The organism is Flavobacterium marginilacus (assembly GCF_026870155.1).
Classification (GTDB): Bacteria; Bacteroidota; Bacteroidia; order Flavobacteriales; family Flavobacteriaceae; genus Flavobacterium; species Flavobacterium marginilacus.
Genome location: NZ_CP113975.1, coordinates 138,958 through 161,659, shown reverse-complemented (window position 1 = coordinate 161,659; position 22,702 = coordinate 138,958). Strand labels below are relative to the sequence as shown.

The 22,702-nt window shown below is 34.7% G+C and carries 15 protein-coding genes; 9 read left to right on the top strand and 6 right to left on the bottom strand.

The features are described from left to right. Nucleotides 1–3: 3 nt before the first annotated feature. From OZP07_RS00730 to OZP07_RS00705, 6 genes are all read left to right on the top strand, one after another. Nucleotides 4–3,006, top strand: coding sequence for a hypothetical protein (locus OZP07_RS00730; protein ID WP_281636923.1), 3,003 nt, complete (start codon nucleotides 4–6; stop codon nucleotides 3,004–3,006). Between the two features lie 106 nt (nucleotides 3,007–3,112). Then, nucleotides 3,113–5,611 carry a hypothetical protein gene (locus OZP07_RS00725; protein WP_281636922.1) on the top strand — a complete coding sequence of 833 codons (2,499 nt, stop codon included), beginning with the start codon at nucleotides 3,113–3,115 and terminating at the stop codon, nucleotides 5,609–5,611. A 24-nt stretch (nucleotides 5,612–5,635) separates the two neighbouring features. Beyond that, on the top strand, nucleotides 5,636–6,352 hold the full coding sequence (locus OZP07_RS00720; RefSeq protein WP_281636921.1) for a hypothetical protein: 717 nt from the start codon (nucleotides 5,636–5,638) through the stop codon (nucleotides 6,350–6,352). Between the two features lie 5 nt (nucleotides 6,353–6,357). Beyond that, complete coding sequence (locus OZP07_RS00715) at nucleotides 6,358–7,815, top strand: contractile injection system tape measure protein (RefSeq protein ID WP_281636920.1); 1,458 nt, start codon at nucleotides 6,358–6,360, stop codon at nucleotides 7,813–7,815. A 43-nt stretch (nucleotides 7,816–7,858) separates the two neighbouring features. Then, the gene (locus OZP07_RS00710) at nucleotides 7,859–11,176 is read left to right on the top strand and encodes a DNA/RNA non-specific endonuclease (protein WP_281636919.1); all 3,318 of its coding nucleotides are present in this window, start codon (nucleotides 7,859–7,861) and stop codon (nucleotides 11,174–11,176) included. A 30-nt stretch (nucleotides 11,177–11,206) separates the two neighbouring features. Beyond that, entirely contained in the window at nucleotides 11,207–12,514 is a 1,308-nt protein-coding gene (locus tag OZP07_RS00705; protein WP_281636918.1) for an ATP-binding protein, read from the top strand. A 22-nt stretch (nucleotides 12,515–12,536) separates the two neighbouring features. Here OZP07_RS00705 and recO read toward each other — a convergent pair whose 3' ends face one another. From recO to gdhA, 4 genes are all read right to left on the bottom strand, one after another. Further along, complete coding sequence (recO, locus tag OZP07_RS00700) at nucleotides 12,537–13,250, bottom strand: DNA repair protein RecO (RefSeq protein WP_281636917.1); 714 nt, start codon at nucleotides 13,248–13,250, stop codon at nucleotides 12,537–12,539. Then, nucleotides 13,250–14,257 (bottom strand): PDDEXK nuclease domain-containing protein, encoded by a 1,008-nt coding sequence (locus tag OZP07_RS00695; RefSeq protein ID WP_281638498.1) that lies wholly within the window; start codon nucleotides 14,255–14,257, stop codon nucleotides 13,250–13,252. The genes recO and OZP07_RS00695 overlap by 1 nt, the downstream gene beginning before the upstream one ends. 123 nt (nucleotides 14,258–14,380) lie before the next feature. After that, entirely contained in the window at nucleotides 14,381–16,675 is a 2,295-nt protein-coding gene (gene porZ, locus OZP07_RS00690) for a type IX secretion system anionic LPS delivery protein PorZ (protein ID WP_281636916.1), read from the bottom strand. Nucleotides 16,676–16,887: 212 nt separating this feature from the next. Next, the gene (gene gdhA, locus OZP07_RS00685) at nucleotides 16,888–18,231 is read right to left on the bottom strand and encodes an NADP-specific glutamate dehydrogenase (RefSeq protein ID WP_281636915.1); all 1,344 of its coding nucleotides are present in this window, start codon (nucleotides 18,229–18,231) and stop codon (nucleotides 16,888–16,890) included. Nucleotides 18,232–18,522: 291 nt separating this feature from the next. Here gdhA and OZP07_RS00680 point away from each other — a divergent pair, with 291 nt between their 5' ends. Beyond that, a complete protein-coding gene (locus OZP07_RS00680) occupies nucleotides 18,523–19,308 on the top strand; it encodes a THC0290_0291 family protein (protein WP_281636914.1) in 786 nt (261 codons plus the stop codon). 60 nt (nucleotides 19,309–19,368) lie between these two features. On the opposite strand, the gene OZP07_RS00675 is transcribed toward OZP07_RS00680, so the two are convergent. Both OZP07_RS00675 and OZP07_RS00670 read right to left on the bottom strand, forming a co-directional pair. Continuing rightward, nucleotides 19,369–20,514 (bottom strand): cystathionine gamma-synthase, encoded by a 1,146-nt coding sequence (locus OZP07_RS00675; RefSeq protein ID WP_281638497.1) that lies wholly within the window; start codon nucleotides 20,512–20,514, stop codon nucleotides 19,369–19,371. Between the two features lie 78 nt (nucleotides 20,515–20,592). After that, nucleotides 20,593–21,048: a DinB family protein gene (locus OZP07_RS00670; RefSeq protein ID WP_281636913.1), complete on the bottom strand. Its 456-nt coding sequence runs from the start codon at nucleotides 21,046–21,048 to the stop codon at nucleotides 20,593–20,595. Between the two features lie 75 nt (nucleotides 21,049–21,123). Between OZP07_RS00670 and OZP07_RS00665 the strand changes: the two genes are divergently transcribed. Both OZP07_RS00665 and OZP07_RS00660 read left to right on the top strand, forming a co-directional pair. Further along, nucleotides 21,124–21,474, top strand: coding sequence for an arsenate reductase family protein (locus OZP07_RS00665; RefSeq protein ID WP_194641362.1), 351 nt, complete (start codon nucleotides 21,124–21,126; stop codon nucleotides 21,472–21,474). A gap of 366 nt (nucleotides 21,475–21,840) precedes the next feature. Next, nucleotides 21,841–22,701 (top strand): YicC/YloC family endoribonuclease, encoded by an 861-nt coding sequence (locus OZP07_RS00660; RefSeq protein ID WP_194641363.1) that lies wholly within the window; start codon nucleotides 21,841–21,843, stop codon nucleotides 22,699–22,701. Nucleotide 22,702: the final 1 nt, after the last annotated feature.

The following is a 22,702-nucleotide window of genomic DNA, read 5'->3' as shown; positions in this document are numbered from 1 at the left end:
CCTATGAGAACAGATTATTTTATAGCAAAAGACCGAAAGCTTCCTCTCTCTCAGGATTATGAATTTTTGAGAAAAGAGGGAATGAAATATATAGAAAAACTGGGAAACAAATTCTGGACAGATTACAATGCCCATGATCCGGGCATTACCATTCTTGAAGTTTTGTCTTACGCTATTACCGAGTTGGGATATCGAACCACTTTTGACATCAAAAACATTTTATGCAACAAGTTTGGAGAAATTTCAAACAATAGTTTTTTTCCCGCCAGCACTATTTTCTCCAATGCGCCCCTTACCGAAATCGATTATAGAAAATTGCTCATTGATATCGATGGCATTTCGAACGCCTGGTTTTTGGCTACCAGAAAAACTGCTGATTCTTCAGGCTTTCCTGCTCCGCATGATAATGAAATTCCAATTTATATAAATCCGGTAGAGGATAAATTAAGTTTAAAACCGGTTGATAAAAACAATACCGCTTTACAAAAATTACCCCTTAGAGGTTTGAACAAAATAGTGCTGGAACTGGAAGAAGATCCGATACTTGGCGATTTAAATTCGACGCTTCTGGATTTTGAATTTTTAAATCAGGATCAATGGATTCAGGTAAATATCAATCCGATGTTTGACACGTGGAGCAGTCCAAAAGCCAATCTGCTGGAAGCATTAAGCAAGCCCGCCAAAATAAAAAGTAAAAAAATAAAGAAAATTGATAACAAAGTTGTTCTTACTCTTTTTAAAACTCCAAACGGAACAGAATTTTTGACTTTTACGATTAGCTGTTATGATCCAAGTGAAATAGATCTTGTATTCGCTCATTTTTCTATTTCAAAAAACTATCTTGATTTAGTAACACTTTTTAAAGATAAAAAAAATAAGGTCGATACTGCTTTTCAAAAAGTACATCAAAAACTGCATCAAAACAGAAATTTCACCGAAGACTATTTATGTCTCTCCACTATCGAGAGTATTGAAATAGGAATTTGTGTTGATATTGAAATAGAGGCTCAAAGCAATGTAGTTGATGTTATGGCACAAATTCAAATTGCTATTTTTGATGTCATCAATCCTCCTATCCGTTTTTACACATTAACACAATTACTCAATGAAGGGTATCACTCAGAGGATTTATTTTTAGGTCCAAAACTCGACCACGGATTCCTAAAAGATGAAGAATTAATCCATTCTTCGTTACCAACGGCGATTCATTCTTCGGATATTATTGCTGTATTGATGGATGTAAAAGGAGTGATTTCGGTAAGCAATCTTTTGCTGACAGCTTATGACAAAAATGGCAAGCCTGTGCCTGGAAGTTCCAGTCAGCCCTGGAGTCTGAATCTTTCTGGGGAAGTCAATCCTGTTTTTACTCCCAAAAAGTCCAAAATACTTTTGTTTCAAAAAAAGATTCCATTTCTGCTTTCTGAAAATAATCAGATGCTGGTAGATCAAAAAATAGAAATATATAAGTCACAGCAAAAAAAATATAAATTACTCAATACTAATAATGAACTTCCTTATCCGTCTGGAACTTTTTATCAGCTGGATGAATTTTACAGCATTCAGGATGAGTTTCCTCAAAATTATGGTTTAGGAAAAAACCAATTATCAGATAAAGAATCCGATTTGCGAAAAGCACAGGTCAAACAGCTCAAGGGTTACCTGCATTTTTATGATCAGATTTTGGCTGATTTTTTCAATCAGTTATACAACTCCAAAAACATTTTGGACACAAAGACAATAGACCGGACATACTTCCCGAAGTTTCTTTCCAAAAATGACTGGAACGGAGGAAAATTTTATTCTAATGAATTGTACACCAGTTCCTTTGAGGAGAATTTGTGGATTCCAACTGATGATCATGTAACTATTTACGAAAACAAAACTAATTTTTACGAGCGACGCAATCGCGCATTGGACCATTTGATGGCTCGTTTTGGAGAAAGCTTTAATGAGTATGTTTTTATGATGTATCAGGTCAATCAGGATGCAAAAGGTTTGGGTGAACTTAGTTTTCAATACGAAGATTTAATTCAGGACAAACAGAACTTCATTAATGCTTATCCCGAAATAAGCAGTAAACGAGGCGTCGGAATGGATTACATACATCCAAATACGCTGACTCCACCCGATTTTTGGAATTCCAATTCCCGTGGCGGATATGAAAAGCGAGTTGCCAAATTATTAGGCATCAATAGTATTATTTTGAGAGATATTGTCCATGATGATACTCCTCAATCTCAATTATCGATCCCTACAAAACTGGGAATAATTCATTTTAAAATACAAAACCCTGCCACCGATTTGATAATTAAATGGAACTGGCTGCAAGAACATATTTTTGAACCCAATGATTATGCAATTCATAAATCGGGTTCCAAATATTATCTCTATCTCGAACAGGACACCGCTAAAATTGCCAAAATTGACAAATCATTTAACTCATTTGCAGAAGCGTACAACTATTACAATTCATTACTGCAAGCTCTCAATGAAACTTTCGAGAACTTTTATTCGATAGAGCATATATTGCTTCGGCCTTTTTTGGCAACCCACACAGACAGTGATTTACTCACCGTCTGTTTACAGGATGACTGCAGGGATGAAGCCAATAATGATCCTTATTCTTTCAAAGCGACGATTGTTTTACCTGGTTATTTAACCCGTTTTCGGAATTTGACTTTTAGAAAATATGCAGAGAAAATTTTTAGGCAGGAAGCTCCTGCTCATGTGTTGCTGAAAATTTGCTGGGTAAATGCAAGTGATATGATTCAGTTTCAGAAAGCGTATAAAAACTGGCTCGAAAGCTATCGGTATTTTAGGATCAGGCAATGTTCTAAAACACTCTTGCCAAAAGACGAAACCAGCTTTTTACTCTGTCATAAACAAATGATAACTGCTCTCAATGAATTGAACACTATGTACCCCGAAGGAAACTTATTCGATTGTCATCTGAGTGAAACAACCAACCCGATATTATTAGGAAATACAGCATTAGGAACACTTTAAAAATAGCACTATGAAATCGCCAATATTAACAAGTTTGTTAAAAACAAACACCGATAAATAAAAAAGCGATACCATATTTGACTTCTAATAAATAAATTTTACAGATATGAAAGCATTTAACAACTCCAAATATCCCGTTTTTGAGGCCGATCAAGTCCTAAGCCAAAAACATCTTAATACTGTTGTAAGTTATCTTGAGGAGCAGGATCGTTTATCAAGAACAGGCCTTTTAGGGATGGGAATTGTTTGTGGATTAGAGATTTCGCATCCACAACCCAATCAAATAAAAATAAGCTGCGGAACAGCAGTTACTTCGTTGGGTTATGAAATAAACTGGGAGGAAAAACTGTTTACGTTTTATCATAATTTAGAACTTTCGGCCAATTTTTTGGGAGCCAATTACAGTAAAGAGCCTTTTTTGGAACCCATTTTGAAATACGGATCCAAATATCTGCCATTCAAAAATGCCATTGAATTACTGGAATCTGCCACTACCGAGCCATTAAAAACAGCAATTCCCAACGGCTTTTTCAATGATAAAACAGTTTTGTTTATTTTGGAAACTGCATTAATAGACGAAAAAAACTGTGTCAATACCAACTGTGATGACAAGGGCAAAAGACTTGAGTTTAACATTCGGCCACTGGTTATAAACAATGCAGATATTGCACCATTGTTACTGCAGGGTTTTGATATTAAAAAAACTTCCCAAAAACTCGTTAGTCCCAGATATAATGTCCCATTCAAAAACTTAATAACGGGTCAGCAAGTGCTTAATGGTTTTAAAAACTGGTATGATGATGCTTTCCTGACTACGCTTTCTAACCAAATAAATGAAATTTATAATACGAATAAAAATGTACTCAAACCCACTTCTGATTTTTCTTCATTAAATAATTGTAAAACGCAATTATTGCAGATCATCAATGCAAATAAAGACAAATTGCAAGTTCAATACGTATGTGACTGGATTGCCGATATTGTATCTGCTTACAATGAAATTGTAGATTTCCAGAATCAGAATCCAACTTTTTGCTGTTTTGACGAAAGTCAGTTTCCATTTCATATCATTTTAGGAAATATCAATTTCGAGAATAATTTCAGAACTCCTTATATAAAAACAGGAAATACTGATAAAGAGATTCTGCTAAGAAACAAACTCAATATATTGTTTGAGCGATTGGTTCTTATGATAAAATCATGGTCAATTTCGGATACTGTTTTGCGGATAACTCCCACTATTTATGGTAAAAATCCTTTGTCGCAAAAATCTATTCCATACTATTACTCTAACTTTTTGGAACTCAATAAAAAATGGAATCCAGATAAAACAGTAAAAAATAAAACCAACGAAATTCTTTCTTATCAATCCGAAAAACCAAATTATACCAATTTACAATGGGTCAAAAAACCATTGTTATATGACTTGGAACCTTATAATTTTTTTAGAATAGAAGGGCATATTGGCAAAAATTATCTGGAAGTACTTACCGAATTGTCTTCGTTAAAAGATACTTACAATCTGCCTTTTAAAACAATTGCACTCAATGCAGTAGATTTTACGGGTAAAGATGTAGATATTACAAAACATCAGGGCGATTGGTCCGATCTGGAAGTTGATTACGATCTGGCCCGAAAGAAAGTATACAATATTACTGAGTTTGTAATTAACTGGATAAGTTCAAACAAAACCGAAATTGTCAAGCAAACCATGATGACTGATGCCACAATTACTTCTCTTAAAAATATTTTGAATGAAGTAAAATCATTGCTGACAGATGATTTAAGTGAATTTTTGCCTAATTATAAAAGCTTTTATGAAATTTTCAAAAACCTGAATGTGCTGTTTTTGTTTCATCGCTTTTGTTTGTTGTGGAATAAAAAAGACATAACCATTTTGGTTGAAGATCTGATAGACCATTTGGATCAGATTAATGAATTATTTCTGGAAGATGCCTTCACAGTAATTTATGATGAAGCTGTAAAAAGATGGAATTCCAGTTATAAAGATTTGTTTTTATCCTCTTTTTTACAAAAAAACAAAGGAATGGAACACCATGCAGGAGTATCTGTAGGCGGGACATTTATTTTGATATACTCGGATACTACCATTTTCAAACCACAGCAAACTGCGCCCAAGTATCAGGTGCTTCTTAATTCGATAAAAAATTATACCAATAGTTTTTCTTTTGGAACAGTTGAAGAAACCAAAACCATTAAGGACGATCTTACCAAAAGTGTATTATTAAACAAAACAAAATTCACCGCTATCGATTCCTATGATGCAAATGCGCTCAAAGATTGCAAAAATGAAACGGAGAATCTCAAAGCGAACTTGATTAAGGTGGCTCAGCAAAATCTCTCTGCAAATTATCCAGCACATTTACAAGAGTTTTTCCTTACAAATATCACAAGCTTGTTTCAATTTGAACCATTAGTTCTTATAGAAAATACCGCTCCTCAAAAAGTAGTACTTGCCGATTTTTTCCTGCCTTACATTCAGAGCCCGGACGGCAATAATATAAACATCATTATAGGCAGTAACGAAACAAAAATTGGAGATTTTGAAAAAGCAGACTTTAATAATGATGATTTTAACACCTAGACAATAATCCTAAAAAATAAAACTATGGCAACCAAACAAGAAATAATTACAGCAATTGACGGCAAAATTATTGCAAAAGGAAATATAAGTGCTGTTGATACCAACAAGATTCTTAAAGACATTTTGGATTTTTCGGATAAACCTTCAACGGCAATTAATAGTTTTGATTTTGGAAATATTGATAATCCTTTAAAAACTGAACAGCTTGCATCAGTAAAAGTGAATTTTACCGGAATCGAAAAACTTTCATGCTCACTGTACCTTTGTATTGAAGCCATGCTGCGTGATCCCCAAAAAGAAGGAAGAGATAATCCCGAATGGCTTTTTATTCCTATCAAAGAAGAGGAATATAAAATTTTGCTGTCTTTTTTACCCAACATCAATAAGAAACAAATGTATCTCACATTTATCGTTCCTTTTTTTGAAGCTCAGGACAAAATAAGCAGTACCGCTCCTGCAACTGGGGACATTAAAACCAATCTAGAAACTAGGTCAAACTCAAAAAGCGGATCTGATTTTCCAATGATGATTATCGGAGTGGGTTTATTAGTAGACAGACAAAAACAACCCGGAGTTCATATCATTTTGCCTTCGGCAGGACATATTTCTACATCAATGGCTTTGCTGTATAAACCAAATCATTTTGAATATGGTCTATTCTCTAAAGAAATGCAAGAATCCTTAGATAAAATGCTTAGCAGTATTATAGAAGATAATGATTTAATTTTCGAAGAAAAATAATGCACTTGGTTCAGCAACATACTTTACAAATCAATTGTACTTCTGCCGATTTCGGGAAAGAAATACAAAATACTGTTGCGATGTTATTAGAAAAAGAATTTTATCCAAAACTTGAATCATTACTCAATATTTATTCTTTGCCAGACTATATCTGGAAAATTGACAAACTGGAAATTGAACTTCCGCCATTATCCAAAAAAAAATGGAAGGAAGAAATCGTTACGCATTCTTTACAACAGATTGATGCCTATTTAAAATTACATTTCGAGAATATGGAACAGCATTTAAATGTAACTGATAACCTGCAGACACTGTTTTTGCAAGAAATAATAGCTGAGAATTTATTTTTTGATTTTTTAAAAAAAGGATTTATTCCAGAAAATGGACAGTTCCAAAACATTGAAGAATTAATTATCAAGTTAGAGATAAATGATTCTTTGATGCAGAAACTGCTGTCACTTTTTCTTGAAAACCCAAATAGCTTAATTCGTTTTATATACACTTTTTCAGAATTGTTTAAATCGAAAATAGAAAACCGGCTTGAAGGTTTTCAAAATGGTTTCAGAGAGTTATTACAATCGGCACTGGTTTCAAAAGCAACTTACTTTCCTCAGACAATTTTAGAAACCTGGATCGAATTTATGGCCTGGCAATTTTATTTTTTTAAAGAAAAAAAAATTACACGCTCTGAAATTTATAATACAATTAAAATTATTTCATCAGAATATTGGGATATAAAAATCAGCTCTTTTTTGGTGTTGAAAGAACTGTTAAATCCAGAAATCATCAGTTATAATACTCAGCAAAAGTTTATGAATTCTGAGTTTATAGCTTTTTGGGAAGCGGTTTTAAACGATTTTGCTTCTTTAAATAAAAATAAAGAATCAGCAGTCGAAGAAAAAAACACTTTAGAAATTCTAGGAAACGATGAACTGGAAAGTCCCAATTCTAAAACCGAAAATCTGATATATGTTGAGAATGCGGGTCTGATATTATTTCATCCTTTTCTGGAACGTTTATTCGAACAATTAGATCTTATTGAAAATGGAAACTGGACAAATAAAATCAATCAGCATAAAGCCATTTTATTGACACAGTTTTTAATTAACGGAGAAACCAAAATAGGAGAAAATAAATTGGTTCTCAATAAGATTTTATGTGGTTTTCCTATAGAAAATGCCGTAAATACAAAACTCAAAATTAGCCAGAGAGAAATAGAAAAATGTGAAAGCTTACTATTGGCAGTTATCGGGCATTGGAAAATTCTTGGAGATACCTCGATTGCCGGTTTACGGGAAACATTTTTACAGCGAAAAGGAAAAATCCTGCTGACCGGGAATAAAAAAATAGAATTATGGGTAAAACAGGAAGGTGTCGATGTTTTACTGAATCAATTGCCATGGGGAATCGAAATGATCAAAACCCCATGGATGGAAGATTTTTTAAACTGTTATTGGAATTAAAGAAAACGATCACAATGAATTAATACCTTAATCATTAGATAAAATGTCTAAAACAGGACTTCAATTTAAACCAGTTAAAAAGCCACAGCGAAAAACAATTCCCTTTTTTCCTTCTGCAGTAAAGAAGAAAAAGAAGGTAAATGCTCTTGTGCCCGCAGCTGTAAAGGTTAAAAAAGAAGCGCCAGATCCTGTGATTAATCTAAAAAAAGCATCTATTCTTGATATTCAGAAAGCCAAAATTGCCAAAACCGCAAAATCTCAAAAAAAACACGGAACCCCAGCCGAGAAAAAAGAGGAAATGCAAAAATCGGTTGCTATAGATCCATCATTAGAAAAATCAAGTGTGGCCAAATCCAATCAGGTGGATGACATGGCAAATCAAAAAACTAAAAAATTTGATTCCAAAAAATTCTCTGATGCAATTCTGGAAAACATTAAAAAAGTGATTCCCAAAAACAAAGAAGAAATGGAGAAAGACCAGACTTCTTCTGAAAAAATGGGCAATGCACAACAAGGTATTACAGATACTTTAGAAAAAGAAAAACAAAATACAAATGGCGATTTATCTAATTCCGTTAGTGCTAGTCCAGATCAGAATAGTGTTGTCACAAAAGTCGCTGTTCCATTACCCAAAGAAGATATTGGAGCCTATCCAACTGTTTCCAATCCTGGTTTTGCGCCACCGCTAAAAACTGCACAGGACAACGATCTTTCTTCCGATTCTAAAAAGATAGATGATGAATTGGCTAATAATGATATTTCCGAAACACAACTCCAAAATGGTAATGAGCCCGCTTTTGACCATTCTTTAACCGAGAAAAAAGAAAGCCAGAAAAAAGCAGCCGGCACCCATCAGCAGTATTTAAAATCAGCAAATCCCATTGCAGGTTCTGCAAAAAGCAGTACCAATGCTCTTACTTTAGGAGGACTGGCTAAAATGAATGCAACCCGAAATAAACAATTAAGTCAGGTCGATAAAAATAAAGAACTTAAAAAGCAAAAAGAGGAAGAGATTAGAACCAAAGTCGCAGCAGATTTAAATAAAATCTATGATGACACCAAGCTTTTAGTTGAAACCAACCTAAAAAACCTGACCGAAAAAGTAAATAAGGATTTTGATGAAGCACTGGATATTGCCAACAAAGCATTTGAAAAAAATGTAAAAGAAAGAACTGATACTAACTGGCTGGAAGATTTAGCCAATTGGGCTGCCGGAATTCCAAATGATATCAAGAAAGTTTTTATAGAAGAGCAGGATAATTTTATCAATTCGCTGGCGCCTGTAGTGCGTAAAATTGGTGATTTTGTCGAAAAAGAATTGAATAAAGCTACCAAAGACATTGAAGATGGGAAGCTCAAAACTCAAAATTACTGGAAAAATCAGGATAAGGACACGCAGAGAATTGCAGGCGATGTTTTTGCACATGCCACTGATAGATTTACAGAACTTGACTCCAAGGTAGAGGAAGCTAATGAGGGACTCAAACAAAGTATTACTACCAAATTTAATGCTGCCGTTGCCAAATTAGAAGAAACTTTTGACAAAATACAAGAAGAAAACAAAAGCTGGCTGGAACGTGCTTATGATGCTGTTGTCGGGGTAATCAAAGCAATAATAGAAATGAAAAATCTGCTGCTTAACATATTAGCAAAAGTGGCAGATGTGGTAGGAAAAATAATTTTGGATCCTATTGGTTTTCTATCCAATTTACTGGATGCAATTGTTTTGGGTTTCAAAAATTTTGGCAAAAATGCATTAGAACATCTCAAAAAAGGATTTTTTGAATGGCTGATGGGAAACATGCCTCCATCAATAAAATTCCCGAAACAATGGGATTTAAGCGGAATTTTTGAATTCATAATGTCGGTTTTTGGCCTTACTTGGGAAAACATTAAAGCCAGAGCTACTAAGATGTATGGTGCAACTGTAGTAGCTGCATTAGAAACTGGTTTCGAAATTTTTCAAATCATCCGAAAGGAAGGTCTTGCCGGACTATGGAATTTTATCAAGGAAAAAATAGGCGATCTCAAAGTCATGGTAGTAGATGCCATACAAAATATGCTTATCGAAACCGTAATTAAAGCAGGAATTACCTGGGTTATCAGTTTGTTCAATCCGGTGGGCGCTTTTATAAAAGCCTGTAAACTCATTTATGATGTAATTAGCTGGTTTATCAATAATGCCCGACGAATACTGGATTTAATAAACAGTATTGTCGATAGTACCGCATTGATTGTAGCTGGAAAAATTACCCAAGCCGCCACATTTGTAGAAAATTCATTGGCCAAACTAGTTCCTATAGCCATTGGTTTTCTGGCAGGATTGTTAGGTCTTGGAGATTTAAGTAAAAAAGTACAAGCTTTACTTGATAAAATACAGGCTCCTATTAATAAGGCCATCGACTGGGTGCTCGAAAAAGCGGGGTCAGTTGTAAAAACGCTATTTAAAGCCGGAAAAGCCGGAGTAAAAAAACTGATGAGCTTTTTTAGTATCAAAAAGAAATTTAAAACCGAAGATGGGCATTCGCATAGCCTTTATTTTGAAGGTACTGAAGAAAATGCTGAATTAATGGTGGCCAGCACGCCTGCTACTTTTGCTAAATTTATAAGCAAATTAGGAAAAACAGATGCCAAAAAAACAGAATCCAAAAAAAATGCTCAGGCTGAATTTAATCTGCTGAAGGCCGCTATTTCTAAAAAGAATAAATCTGCCAAAGGGTCTGAAAAATATCAAACAGAACAAACCGAAAAATATGAGGTAGTTACAGATCATGTCAATAAATTAAGCAATCATATGATTCCGCTTTTTAATATGGAAAGCATAGGAAAATTTGAACTTACTTTTGGATCATTACAAAATGGTTTTGGAACAAGCATGGAGGTGAAGAATCTTCATAAAACAACAAAACCTCCTACAGGATCTGTACCGGGAGTTACCAATGCTGGCTATGAAACATTGAAGAAAAAACGAAATGGAAGTTCGACTTATTACATTTTAGGGCATTTGTTAAATCATAATCTGGGAGGCAGCGGTAATGATTTTAGGAATCTAACACCTCTAACCAGAAAAGGAAACAAAGATCATAATGTTGGTATCGAAGAAACTGTAAAAAAAGATTTAGCTGATGATAAAGTAATCAATTATAAAGTAACTCCTATTTATGGCGGAAATACTGTAAAAAATCAACCTGCTAATTTGTCTGCCAAAAGAAAAAAAATTATCGAAATGGAAGAAAAAACACCATCGGTAATAAATTATGAATTCTCTTCTTGGAAAAAAGAAGATCCAAATACTAAAGTTACAAAAACCGACCATTTTTCTAATGGATTGGATTATAGTCATGGCGATTACACAGAGTAGTTTCAAAATTATAGATTTAAAAAATAAAACATGCCATTCCAAATTCTGAAATCATTCCTTATCCAGTCCCTTCGTCCTTTAGAAAGTGTCGAAGAACCTGTTTCCTATAATTTCGACAACTCTTTTTCCGAAGCTTTAGGTCATACAACGACACATGAGGAAGCGGTCATTTTACTTTTGGCATTAGTGCCAAATATCCTCCCTCATTTTTTTGACGAAATCATAAAAGAAATTTATCCTGATGGTGGTGAACTCCCTGAATTGGGAGGAATCCGACTTGAGAATCATAGAGGAATGCTTCCTACAGGCGAAACTGCACAATATGTTTTAGCAAAAGAAGATATCAATTATCGATTAGAAATACAGCAGTTATTTTCACCTTCACATTGGTTTTGCAAAGAGAATATTTTATTTCTGGAAGATGTAAAAGAAGGAGAACCCTTAATGAGCGGCCGTATTATTTTACCTCCAGAAGTAGTACATCTTTTGTTTTATGGCGAAAAATTAAAACCAAAATTTGGCACAAACTTTCCTGCTCAGGAGATTACAACACAAATGCAATGGGAAGACTTAGTTGTAAATCAGAATACACAGGATCAGATCAGCCAAATTAAACTTTGGCTAAAACATCAGGATCAATTGCGTCATGACTGGGGAATGTCCAAGCAGATTGCTCCTGGCTACCGGTGTTTATTTTATGGTCCATCGGGAACTGGAAAAACACTTACTGCTACTTTATTGGGAAAAGAATTCGGGAAAGAAGTCTACCGCATCAGTTTATCACAAGTCGTGTCCAAATACATTGGCGAGACAGAAAAAAATCTGGAAAAAATATTCGTTCAGGCCGAAAACAAAAATTGGATTCTCCTTTTTGACGAAGCTGATGCACTGTTTGGCAAGCGGACACAAACCAAATCTTCAAATGATAAATATGCCAATCAGGAAGTTAGTTACTTATTACAAAGAGTCGAAAATTTTAATGGATTAGTAATACTGACATCCAATTTCAAAAATAATATTGATGATGCTTTTTTAAGAAGATTCAATTTCATTATTCATTTTAACAAACCTACAGCCGAAGAACGTTTGCAATTATGGGAGAATTGTATGCCTAAGAAAACAAAACTAAAAGATCATAACATTCTAGAGATAGCTGCTAAAAATTATGAACTCAATGGTGCCCAAATAGTTTCAGCGATGGCTTTCGCCTGCTTGCAGACACTTGACCAAAACACCACAATAATCGATTCTGAACACATTTTAAAGGGAATCGAATTAGAATACAGCAAAGAAGAAAAACTGTTTATTACCGCAACTTTGGTTTCCAAAACGGGATAACAATGAGTCGCCTTTACAGGGATCAGGAAAAAACTTCTTTCAAAACATCCAAAGATTTAGGTCTTTTGAATCCGTCGAGATGAAAACTATAATAATCAATTAAAATTTTTAAAAGCAATTGCCTTTCAATAACATGAAACGTTTTTTGATCATTATCAAATTTTAGGTTAATCAGTTTTTTGAACAGCTGTGTTTCATGTTCTGTGAGCGAACTAATAGCATGAAAAGGCGTAAAAACACCTTCAGTCATTTCGAAAAAAGACATATCAATATCTGAAGTGTCTGGATAAAATCCAAGATATTTTGTAGTTTCCAGCATCAGAATCAAATGAAAATTGGAAATCTCATCGTGCTGGTCCAGCCAATGCAAAGCAGTTTCTAGAAAAGTAAACAAAGATTCATTTTTCTCTTCTTCATGAATCGAATGATGCAGAATTTCGGAGAGAAACAAAACCATTGTACTCTTAAAAATATCCGAATGTATGGAATGAAAAGGGTACGAGATTTTTACTTCTTTGAAGTTTTCCAGAGTACCTTTGTTTTTATGAACTGCTTCAATTTCTATAATGCTCAAAGGCTGAAAATATGCTATTTTAGAGCTTCCTTTCCTGGAAGAAAAAGCATCACGAACCATATAAGATTTCAAACCATTTGAGAGCGTAAAACATTTTACAATCAAGCTTTTTTCCTGAAACTTTAAGGACGAAATTACTATGGCTTTGGTTTTGACCTGCATCAAAAAATTTTATTATCTAATTTTTCAATTTCTTTCTTAACTTCATTTATCAGCTGTTCTTCTGTTGGCAGGTATAATTGATATTTACTGGCAATAATATTTGAATTATTTTCTGGTAAAGAAATTTTCACCACAGCATCATTTTTATCGGTACACAGCAAAATCCCGATACTTGGGTTTTCAAAAGATTGTTTTTCAAATCGGTCATAGTAATTCACATACATTTGCAGCTGTCCAATATCTTGATGGGTAAGCTTACTTGTTTTTATTTCGATAATTACAAAACATTGCAGCAAACGATTGTAAAAAACCATATCGATAAAAAAATCATCCCCATCCAAATGAATACGTTTTTGTCTGGCGACAAATGCAAATCCATTACCCAATTCCAAAATAAAATCCTGTATATGAGTGATTATAGCATTTTCTAAATCTTTCTCATAATAAGAATTCTCTCTTTGTAATCCTAAAAACTCTAAAACCATAGGGTCTTTGATAATCTCTTTAGCTTCTACAGGATTTTTTTCTTCTCTGGCAACGGCCAGAACTGATTTAACATCATTACTAAGTAATAATCTTTCAAATAGCTGACTGTTTACCTGTCTTTCTAATTGTCGGGCTGTCCAATTATTTTTTTCAACTTCAGCTATATAAAAAGCTCTTTTATCATTATTATCAATACGGATAAGTGTTCTGTAATGTGTCCAATTAAATTGTGAACGCAGTGCGTTCACAATTGGAAAAATTCGATAAAATTGACGAAATAAATTTAATTGTCTATATGAAAAACTACTCCCCAATTGTGGCTCTAGACTTTCTGCTAATGATTTTATCAGAAATTCTCCGTAACTCGCACGTTCTTTTCCTTTTTGTTCCTCTTCAAAAATAATTTTACCTATTTCCCAATACATTAATACCCTTTGCGTATCTACAGAACGAATTGCTTTTTCCCTAGAGATTGTGACAATTGACAAAATCTGTTCAATAAGTTCTTTTTTTAATTCCATCATCAAATGATTTTTATTGTGTTTGAACCTTTTAACTTATAATACTTTGTTTTTCATTAATAAATTTCTGTTTTTCATATTTGTGAAACTTCTCTCTCCAATCTATTATCTATAATCTGTTTTCTACCTTATAATCATTACCTTTTTAACCTTGGTTTCACTTCCATCCTGAGCCGATACAAAAATCATATATACTCCTGATGCTACTTTGTACTTTCCAAAAGCGGTGGTGTCCCACTCTATTGTTCCTCCTTCGGATATGGCCTCGAAAACCAGATTACCAGCCACATCGGTAATTTTTACATTGGCTTTATTAAGCAATCCATTTATTTTTACTGTCCCAGTATATTCTGGACGAACAGGATTCGGATAAACATATACATTGTTTAAATTATCGCTAGCCGAGGTAGCAATTCCTTTGAAAGAAATCAAACCTTTGGAAGTCGCTATAAAAACTTCACCTGTGCTTTTATTGATACTAATGTCATTTATTGCATTACTCGGCAGTGGTGAATTCTCTGTTGTAAAATGATATTTGGTTTCCTGACCGTTTGAAGAAACCATAAATACGCCGGCATCTGCAGTTGCAATCCATTTTTCATTGGCTCCATCAACTTCGATGTCGGTTATAAATTGTTCGTAAAGCAGTTCTTGAGCCAGATTATCTTCCATAATAATAATGCTTTCGGCAGTTAACTGGCTTTCTGTTTGAAAACTGTTTACATTAGTCAAAACTCTCAATCCTTTTGTAGTTCCTATCCAAAGCTGATTCTTAGTATCAACGGCCAGCGCTCGAACATCTTGTACAGGTAAATTTCCCTGATTGGCTCCAAAAGTCATTTTTTTGAACGTATTACTGCTTTCATTAAATGCTATTACACCATTTATATTGGTAGACATCCATTTTGTCCCATACTTATCAATAACCATAGTGCCAAAATCATTACTTCCGGGCGTATTTATAATTTTATCCATGGCATAAGTCTTCCATTGCCCGCCAGAACTTAACATTTTTAAACCATTTACAACTCTGGAATTATTGACCCATAAATTTCCCGATTTATCAAAAACTGTCCCTCCGATTCTAATATCGATATAACTGGGATCTGGCGGACTGATTGTTAAAGATTCTAAACTGCTGTTGTTTTGATTGTATAAAATCGTTGGAATATCGCTTTGTATTTTTAATAAGCCTGAAAAATAAGAACTCGCATATACTTCTTTTTCATTGGCTGGATTAATTGCAATTCGGGTCATGGATTTGGCTCCAAGCACCTCAGCAAAAGGAATATTTAACCATCCTGATGTTGAATATTTGCTAATTCCAAAATCATCCAAATCATAAGGATTATAAAAAATATCATAATCACCATACACTGTCCAAATCTGATTTTGTGATGCTTGAAGAGCAAAAATATTATTGCGTGAAGGCCCGATTGGGGTTATATTATCGAATGCTGAACTGCCAGAAAGTGAAGCTGTAAGCAGCCCTTTTTCATTAGTACCCATAAAAATAGTATCTCCAATTACTGATGCACAGCTAAATCCGCCGTGCATTTCTGTAATTTGATTTTGATTTATCTGACGCTGGAGTACCATTTGTTTATTGTAAATCAAAACAGAATTAGGTATTGTTATAATCAAATAATCAGCGTTGGAACGAAAATTAACAGCTGGTTCTGATAATTGCAAAAAACTACTAAAAGTATTAGATGCCGAATCATATTTATGAACATAACCAGCTGTATTTACAGCATACAATTCAGTTCCAAATGATGTAATTCCAGACCAATTACCTGCTGTTGTTACATTCCATTGTTTGTAATCTATTAAATTCGGGTTTGTAATATCTCCTTTTCGAATACCATTAGAAGTTGATGCGTAAATAAATCCGCTGTGGACTGCTGTTTGCGAAACTTTGATTTCGGCTCCATTGTCGCCGATAAAATAGGTGTCGCCAAATTTCTGAGTGGTTAAATTGAACTGTACGATTCCAAAATCGGTGGAAACATAAACAATTCCGTTGTATTCCATGAAATGATTGATTCGCTTTATATTGGCCGGCAGACTTTTATTGATAATATCCACAACTCTAAGCATAGAACCATCGGCTTCGTTGATTACCGTTAACAAGCCGTTTTGATATCCAATAATCGTTTTGTTAAAGGCTGGGCTGTAATACAGTGCAGTGATGGTTTCCCCGGCAAGCCCGTCAATTGTTGTTGTGGTTTTTATAATACTGGTGCTGTTATCTTTAGAAAACAAGGCATTTTCAGAAGCAGCATAAATTGCTTTTGGTGATTCGGAAACTGCTTTGATCTGGGTGTAAGAAAAATATCCCTGCCACAACAAATTACTTTGGGCAAAAGTGATTTGAACCACAAATAAAAAAAACAGGTATAAAAGTCTTTTTCGCATTGAACAACAAATTGGTTCACAAATATAGCACAAGAGATTTTAGATTGCAGATTTTAGACTGCAGAATTCAGGTTTTAGATTGCAGATTGCAGTCTGGAGAAATCAGATATTGTAGAAGTACAAAAAAAATGCCTTTAATCTTATACAGAAAAAAGGCATTTTTACTATTTAAATTCTGCAGACTGAATTCTGCGATCTGCAATCTATAGTTTCTAAACCACACCTTGAGCAAGCATTGCATCGGCAACTTTTACGAATCCGGCAATATTGGCTCCTCTTACATAATCTGTAAAACCTGTTTCATCTGTTCCATATTTCACACATGAAGCATGAATGTCTTTCATGATGGCTTTTAATCTTTCGTCTACTTCTTCGGAAGTCCAGCTTAGACGCAGTGAGTTTTGTGACATTTCAAGTCCTGAAGTGGCAACTCCGCCTGCATTGGAAGCTTTTCCGGGAGCAAATAAAATTTTAGCCTTTAGAAAAACATGAACAGCTTCGGGAGTTGAAGGCATATTTGCTCCTTCGGCTACACAGATACATCCGTTGGCAACAAGAGTTTTGGCTTCGTCTTCATTTAATTCATTTTGAGTTGCACAAGGCAGAGCAACATCACATTTTACTTCCCAAGGACGTTTGCCGGCTACATATTTTGCATTTGGATATTTCGCAGTATAATCGCTGATTCTTCCTCTCAGCTCATTTTTAATCTGCATTATGTGAGCCAATTTGGATGCATCAATTCCGTCAGCATCGTAGATATATCCAGCAGAATCAGACATAGTTACTACTTTTCCTCCTAACTGCACTACTTTTTCAGCTGCATATTGTGCTACGTTTCCTGACCCGGAGATAACTACTGTTTTGCCTTCAAAACTTTCTCCTTTAGTTGCCAGCATGCTTTGTGCAAAATATACATCACCATATCCAGTTGCTTCCGGACGGATCAATGATCCTCCAAAAGAAATTCCTTTACCGGTTAAAACCCCTGTAAACTCGTTTCTCAATCTTTTGAACTGACCAAACATGTATCCCACTTCTCTTGCTCCTACACCTATATCTCCAGCAGGAACATCAGTATCAGCTCCAATGTGTTTTGATAATTCGGTCATGAAGGCCTGACAAAAACGCATTATTTCATTATCTGATTTTCCTTTTGGGTCAAAATCGGCTCCTCCTTTTCCGCCGCCCATTGGCAGTGTAGTCAAACTGTTTTTAAAAGTCTGTTCGAAAGCCAAAAACTTCAAAATACTTAAATTAACAGATGGATGAAAACGAATCCCTCCTTTATATGGTCCGATAGCCGAATTCATTTGAATACGATACCCTCTATTCACCTGTGTATCACCTTTATCGTCTGTCCAGACTACCCGGAACATAATGATACGATCTGATTCGACCATTCTTTCCAGAAGCATTTTATTCTGATATTTTTTATTTTCTTCGATGAAAGGAATTACTGTTTCAGCAACTTCTGTAACAGCCTGCATAAATTCCGGCTCATTCGGATTCTTTTTGGCAACCAATTCTATAAAATCTGTAATACTTTTTGACATGGATTAATAAATTATAAACGTTTAGCAAACGCTTTCGTTAGTTGTTACAAATATACATCTTATTAAGGTATTTTAACTTTTTTTACACTGTATTATGACAAAATTATCTTTTTATTAATCATTTATAAAAAATCAAACACATGAAACAATGTTTTCACGAAATCGATATAGTATTAATAATAATTATAAAGATACACTCATTTTTTAAAATTTTATTTTATTTTTATAATTTAATAAATCCTATCTTGTGGTTTTATTATCTTTGCTCAGTCACTAAAACACCACGGACTTATGACTCAACTAAAGAAAATTGCATTACTATTATTAATTGGTTTACCATTTAATTCTTTTTCGCAAGCAGGAATAAGCCATGAGTTAGGTGTAATAGCTGGACGAATTGAGTTTCGCTCCGATTACGGGCTGCGTAACGATACCGAAACCAATTTAAATAATATGGGGTTTGGAATTACATTTGTTGACTATATGAATTTCTCCTATACTGACTTTGTAAATAGTTATTTCGCAGAACATTTCAAAGTGAGAAACGAGTTTTCTTACAGTAAAACCGATTTAAAGCATTACGGAAAATGGGTTGAAAAAAACACTATCGGATCGAAACAGCTAAAAGCAATGCGGGGTTCGACTCAAGTGGTTAATTTAGGCTTCCAGCTTGAATACAGCTTCATTCACATTCATGATTTTGAGAGAACAATAGGGAGTTTTGCTCCATATATCGCTATAGGGCCACAAATAGGCTATTATACCGCAACTGCCACTTCTGAATTAGGAGAACTTGGAAATACAGCCACCACTCATCCAAAATATTTAGTCCCTTCAGACGGACATCCATATGGGTTTTCTAACGAAAGTAAAATGGTTTTTTCCGGAGTCCTAAATATTGGAACCCGCTATAAACTGACTCCAATGTCTGATCTTGTATTTGATATGAGGGCTCAATATTTCAATTCGGATTGGGTTGACGGTCTTAATCCTAATGCTGAATTATTTAAAGAAAATAAAAATAACGATTGGCTCACTTTTATAGGTGTGGGGTATATCTTTTACCTTGACAATTAGTAATAAAAACATATTCAAAAAAATCCCAACTCTTAATTTTAAAGTTGGGATTTTTTAGTTTTATGCTAATGCCTGATTTAAATCGGCTATTAAGTCTTCGGCATCTTCTATACCTACGCTCAGTCGAACCAAGTCATCAGTAATTCCAACTTCTTTTCTTTTTTCTTCAGGAATAGAAGCGTGAGTCATTAAAGCCGGATGATTGGCTAACGATTCTACACCGCCTAGAGATTCGGCCAATGTAAACACTTTCAATTTTTCTAAAAACTGTACTGAGTCTTCTTTTTTCCCAGATGCAAAAGTGAAAGAAACCATTCCGCCAAAACCGCTCATTTGTTTTTTGGCAATTTCGTGGTATGGATGATCTGGCAGTCCTGGATAATAAACTGTTTTTATTTTAGGATGATTATTCAAAAACTCAACTACTTTGTTACCATTTTCAGAATGTCTCTGTACTCTTAAATGCAGTGTTTTAATTCCCCTAAGCACCAAAAAACTGTCCATTGGTCCCAAAGTAGCTCCTGTCGCAAATTGCTGAAAATGCAGCTGTTTCCCTAAGTCTTCGTCTTTTACAATTAATGCTCCTGCAATCACATCTGAATGTCCGCCTAGATATTTAGTTGCAGAATGCATAACGATATCAGCACCTAAATCTAATGGTTTTTGCAGATAAGGAGTTGCAAAAGTGTTGTCCACCGCAAAAAGAATATTGTTCACTTTAGTTATTTTGGCTATTTCTTCAATATCAGCCAATTTCATTAATGGGTTTGTTGGTGTTTCCACCCAGACCATTTTGGTGTTTTCATTAATCAGGGACTTGAAATTATCCAAATCGTTCATATCGACAAAATGAAATTTAATTCCAGAATCCTTGTAAATTCGGGTAAACATACGATAAGTCCCGCCGTATAAATCGTCCATCGCGATGATTTCGTCCCCTGCTTTGAAGGATCGTAAAATACAGTCAGTAGCCGCAAGTCCTGATGAAAAAGCCAATCCGCGGGTTCCGTTTTCGATACTCGCCAAAGCATTTTCAAGAGCAGTTCGCGTCGGGTTTGCTGCACGGCTGTATTCGTAATCGGGATTTAAGGGGTTTCCTGGACTAGTCTGTACAAAAGTAGAGGTTTGATAAACGGGAGGCATTACTGCTCCAGTGCTTGGATCGTGATGCTGACCTCCGTGAATGACTTTGGTATTGAATTTCATCATTTTATTTTTTCTAATTATTCAACTTTTAAATCTGAGACAAAAAAATTAGTACACTAATTTTATTCTTTCAAACGATTACACGAACTTTCGGATGCTCATTAAAACTCCAAGATGCAAGCCTTCGTGAAAATTATTGAATTCAATAGCTCCTACAGCACTTTTTAAAATAAATCCTGTGGAAGTTGGATATTCATGATAATTTACAAAAATTCCATTATTATAGTCAGATTCCAACTTATCTACAGTTGAGAATACCAATGATTTTATAAAATCTACCTCTTCTTGGGCAGCATCTTGCTCTGGTTTGGTTCCTTTGCGGTATTTTTCAACTAATTCGTCGGAAATCACCATTGGCAAACCTGATAATTTGTAAACTAATAATTGCTGAGTCACCACAATGTGTGCAATATTCCAAAACAAATTATTACTGAATCCTTCCGGAATTTTATTTAATTGTTCCAAAGTGTAATTTTCAAAATAAGAATTCAGCATTCTTCTTCCTGTTCTGGCAACTTCAAATGTATCTTGCATAGTTTTAATTTTTGCATAAAATTAAACATTTTAAAATCAAATGTTTTCCTTTGCATTTAGAAAACAGAAAAAATAATGAACAAAATATACTATCTCGCTTCGTGCGACACTTGCCGAAAAATTATAAAATCACTGCCTGAAGGACATAATCTGGCTTTTCACGATATTAAGCAAAACCCAATAACTGCTGAAGAACTGGAGGAAATGCACAAACTTTCGGGAAGTTATGAAGCTCTGTTCAGCAGAAAGGCACAGTTATACAAATCGATGGATTTAAAGAACAAATCCCTTTCCGAGGACGATTATAAAAAATACATTTTGGAACATTATACGTTCCTGAGCCGTCCGGTTTTTATCATTGACGAGAAAATATACATTGGTAATTCTCAGCAGAATATTCATCAGGTGATGAAAGTATTGGGGTAATATGCTTTTTTGGTCTTTTATGGAGACCTAACAGGTTTTAAAAACCTGTTAGGTCTGAGATGCCTACAAAAAATACAAATGTTTCTCTTTAGCCCCGATTACTTCACTATACTTTTATTTCTATAGGAGTTCAGTGAACTTCGTTTGCAGTAAAAATCCTTATAAGCCGGGGTTCGGCTTATAAGATTGTAACGAAAAGCGGGACCAATGCCTGCTAAAAATGCCTAATCTTTCTGCTCCAGAAAAAGAATCAATTCTATCTTTTTGATAAATTAATGAAAAATTATCTGCGTTGTGACGCACTGATTACTAAAAACGGACCACTGACCACTTTTTTCTTATCTTTGAACACTTTTAGAAAAATATATGATACAATCGATGACTGGCTTTGGTAAAGCGACTTTGCAGTTACCAACCAAAAAAATTACGGTGGAAGTAAAATCCCTGAACAGCAAAGGTTTGGATTTGAGTGTGCGAATGCCTTCACTGTACCGCGAAATGGAACTAGGTTTACGCAACCAAATCGCCCTTAAACTGGAGAGAGGGAAAGTGGATTTTTCGATTTTTATCGAAAGTACCGCCGAACAGACTTCGACCAAAGTCAACGTGCCTATCGTAAAGGCTTATATCAGCCAATTGAGAGAAGTCTATGCCGATGCCGATGAAACCGAATTGATGAAAATGGCCGTGCGCATGCCGGACACGATGAAAATTGAACGTGAGGAAATCGACGAAAATGATTGGGCTCAAATCCAAACCGCAATAGAAGAAGCTTTACAAAATATCTTAAATTTCCGTAGAGACGAAGGTTTGTCTTTGGAAAATGAATTCCAATTGAGAATTGCGAACATTCGTCAATATATGAATGAGGCTTTGGAACTTGATCCGGAACGTGTTCAAGCGATAAAAGACCGTCTGCAGACTGCCATTTCTGAATTGAAAGTCAATGTTGACGAGAATCGTTTTGAACAGGAATTGATCTATTATCTCGAAAAATTGGACATTACTGAAGAAAAAGTCCGCTTGACAAACCATTTGGATTATTTCTTGGAAACCATCAACGGAACAGAAGCCAATGGAAGAAAACTGGGATTCATAACACAGGAAATGGGTCGCGAAATCAACACTATGGGTTCAAAATCTAATCACGCACAGATGCAAAAATTAGTCGTTCAGATGAAAGATGAACTGGAGAAAATTAAGGAGCAGGTATTGAATGTTTTGTAAC

What these genes read in the sequence shown, in the direction of transcription:
- recO (WP_281636917.1), bottom strand. Translation starts at nt 13,250, where the DNA reads ATGCAGGTCAAAACCAAAGCCATAGTAATTTCGTCCTTAAAGTTTCAG.
- OZP07_RS00710 (WP_281636919.1), top strand. Translation starts at nt 7,859, where the DNA reads ATGTCTAAAACAGGACTTCAATTTAAACCAGTTAAAAAGCCACAGCGA.
- gdhA (WP_281636915.1), bottom strand. Translation starts at nt 18,231, where the DNA reads ATGTCAAAAAGTATTACAGATTTTATAGAATTGGTTGCCAAAAAGAAT.
- porZ (WP_281636916.1), bottom strand. Translation starts at nt 16,675, where the DNA reads ATGCGAAAAAGACTTTTATACCTGTTTTTTTTATTTGTGGTTCAAATC.
- OZP07_RS00725 (WP_281636922.1), top strand. Translation starts at nt 3,113, where the DNA reads ATGAAAGCATTTAACAACTCCAAATATCCCGTTTTTGAGGCCGATCAA.
- OZP07_RS00675 (WP_281638497.1), bottom strand. Translation starts at nt 20,514, where the DNA reads ATGAAATTCAATACCAAAGTCATTCACGGAGGTCAGCATCACGATCCA.
- OZP07_RS00670 (WP_281636913.1), bottom strand. Translation starts at nt 21,048, where the DNA reads ATGCAAGATACATTTGAAGTTGCCAGAACAGGAAGAAGAATGCTGAAT.
- OZP07_RS00730 (WP_281636923.1), top strand. Translation starts at nt 4, where the DNA reads ATGAGAACAGATTATTTTATAGCAAAAGACCGAAAGCTTCCTCTCTCT.
- OZP07_RS00705 (WP_281636918.1), top strand. Translation starts at nt 11,207, where the DNA reads ATGCCATTCCAAATTCTGAAATCATTCCTTATCCAGTCCCTTCGTCCT.
- OZP07_RS00695 (WP_281638498.1), bottom strand. Translation starts at nt 14,257, where the DNA reads ATGGAATTAAAAAAAGAACTTATTGAACAGATTTTGTCAATTGTCACA.
- OZP07_RS00680 (WP_281636914.1), top strand. Translation starts at nt 18,523, where the DNA reads ATGACTCAACTAAAGAAAATTGCATTACTATTATTAATTGGTTTACCA.
- OZP07_RS00665 (WP_194641362.1), top strand. Translation starts at nt 21,124, where the DNA reads ATGAACAAAATATACTATCTCGCTTCGTGCGACACTTGCCGAAAAATT.
- OZP07_RS00660 (WP_194641363.1), top strand. Translation starts at nt 21,841, where the DNA reads ATGATACAATCGATGACTGGCTTTGGTAAAGCGACTTTGCAGTTACCA.
- OZP07_RS00720 (WP_281636921.1), top strand. Translation starts at nt 5,636, where the DNA reads ATGGCAACCAAACAAGAAATAATTACAGCAATTGACGGCAAAATTATT.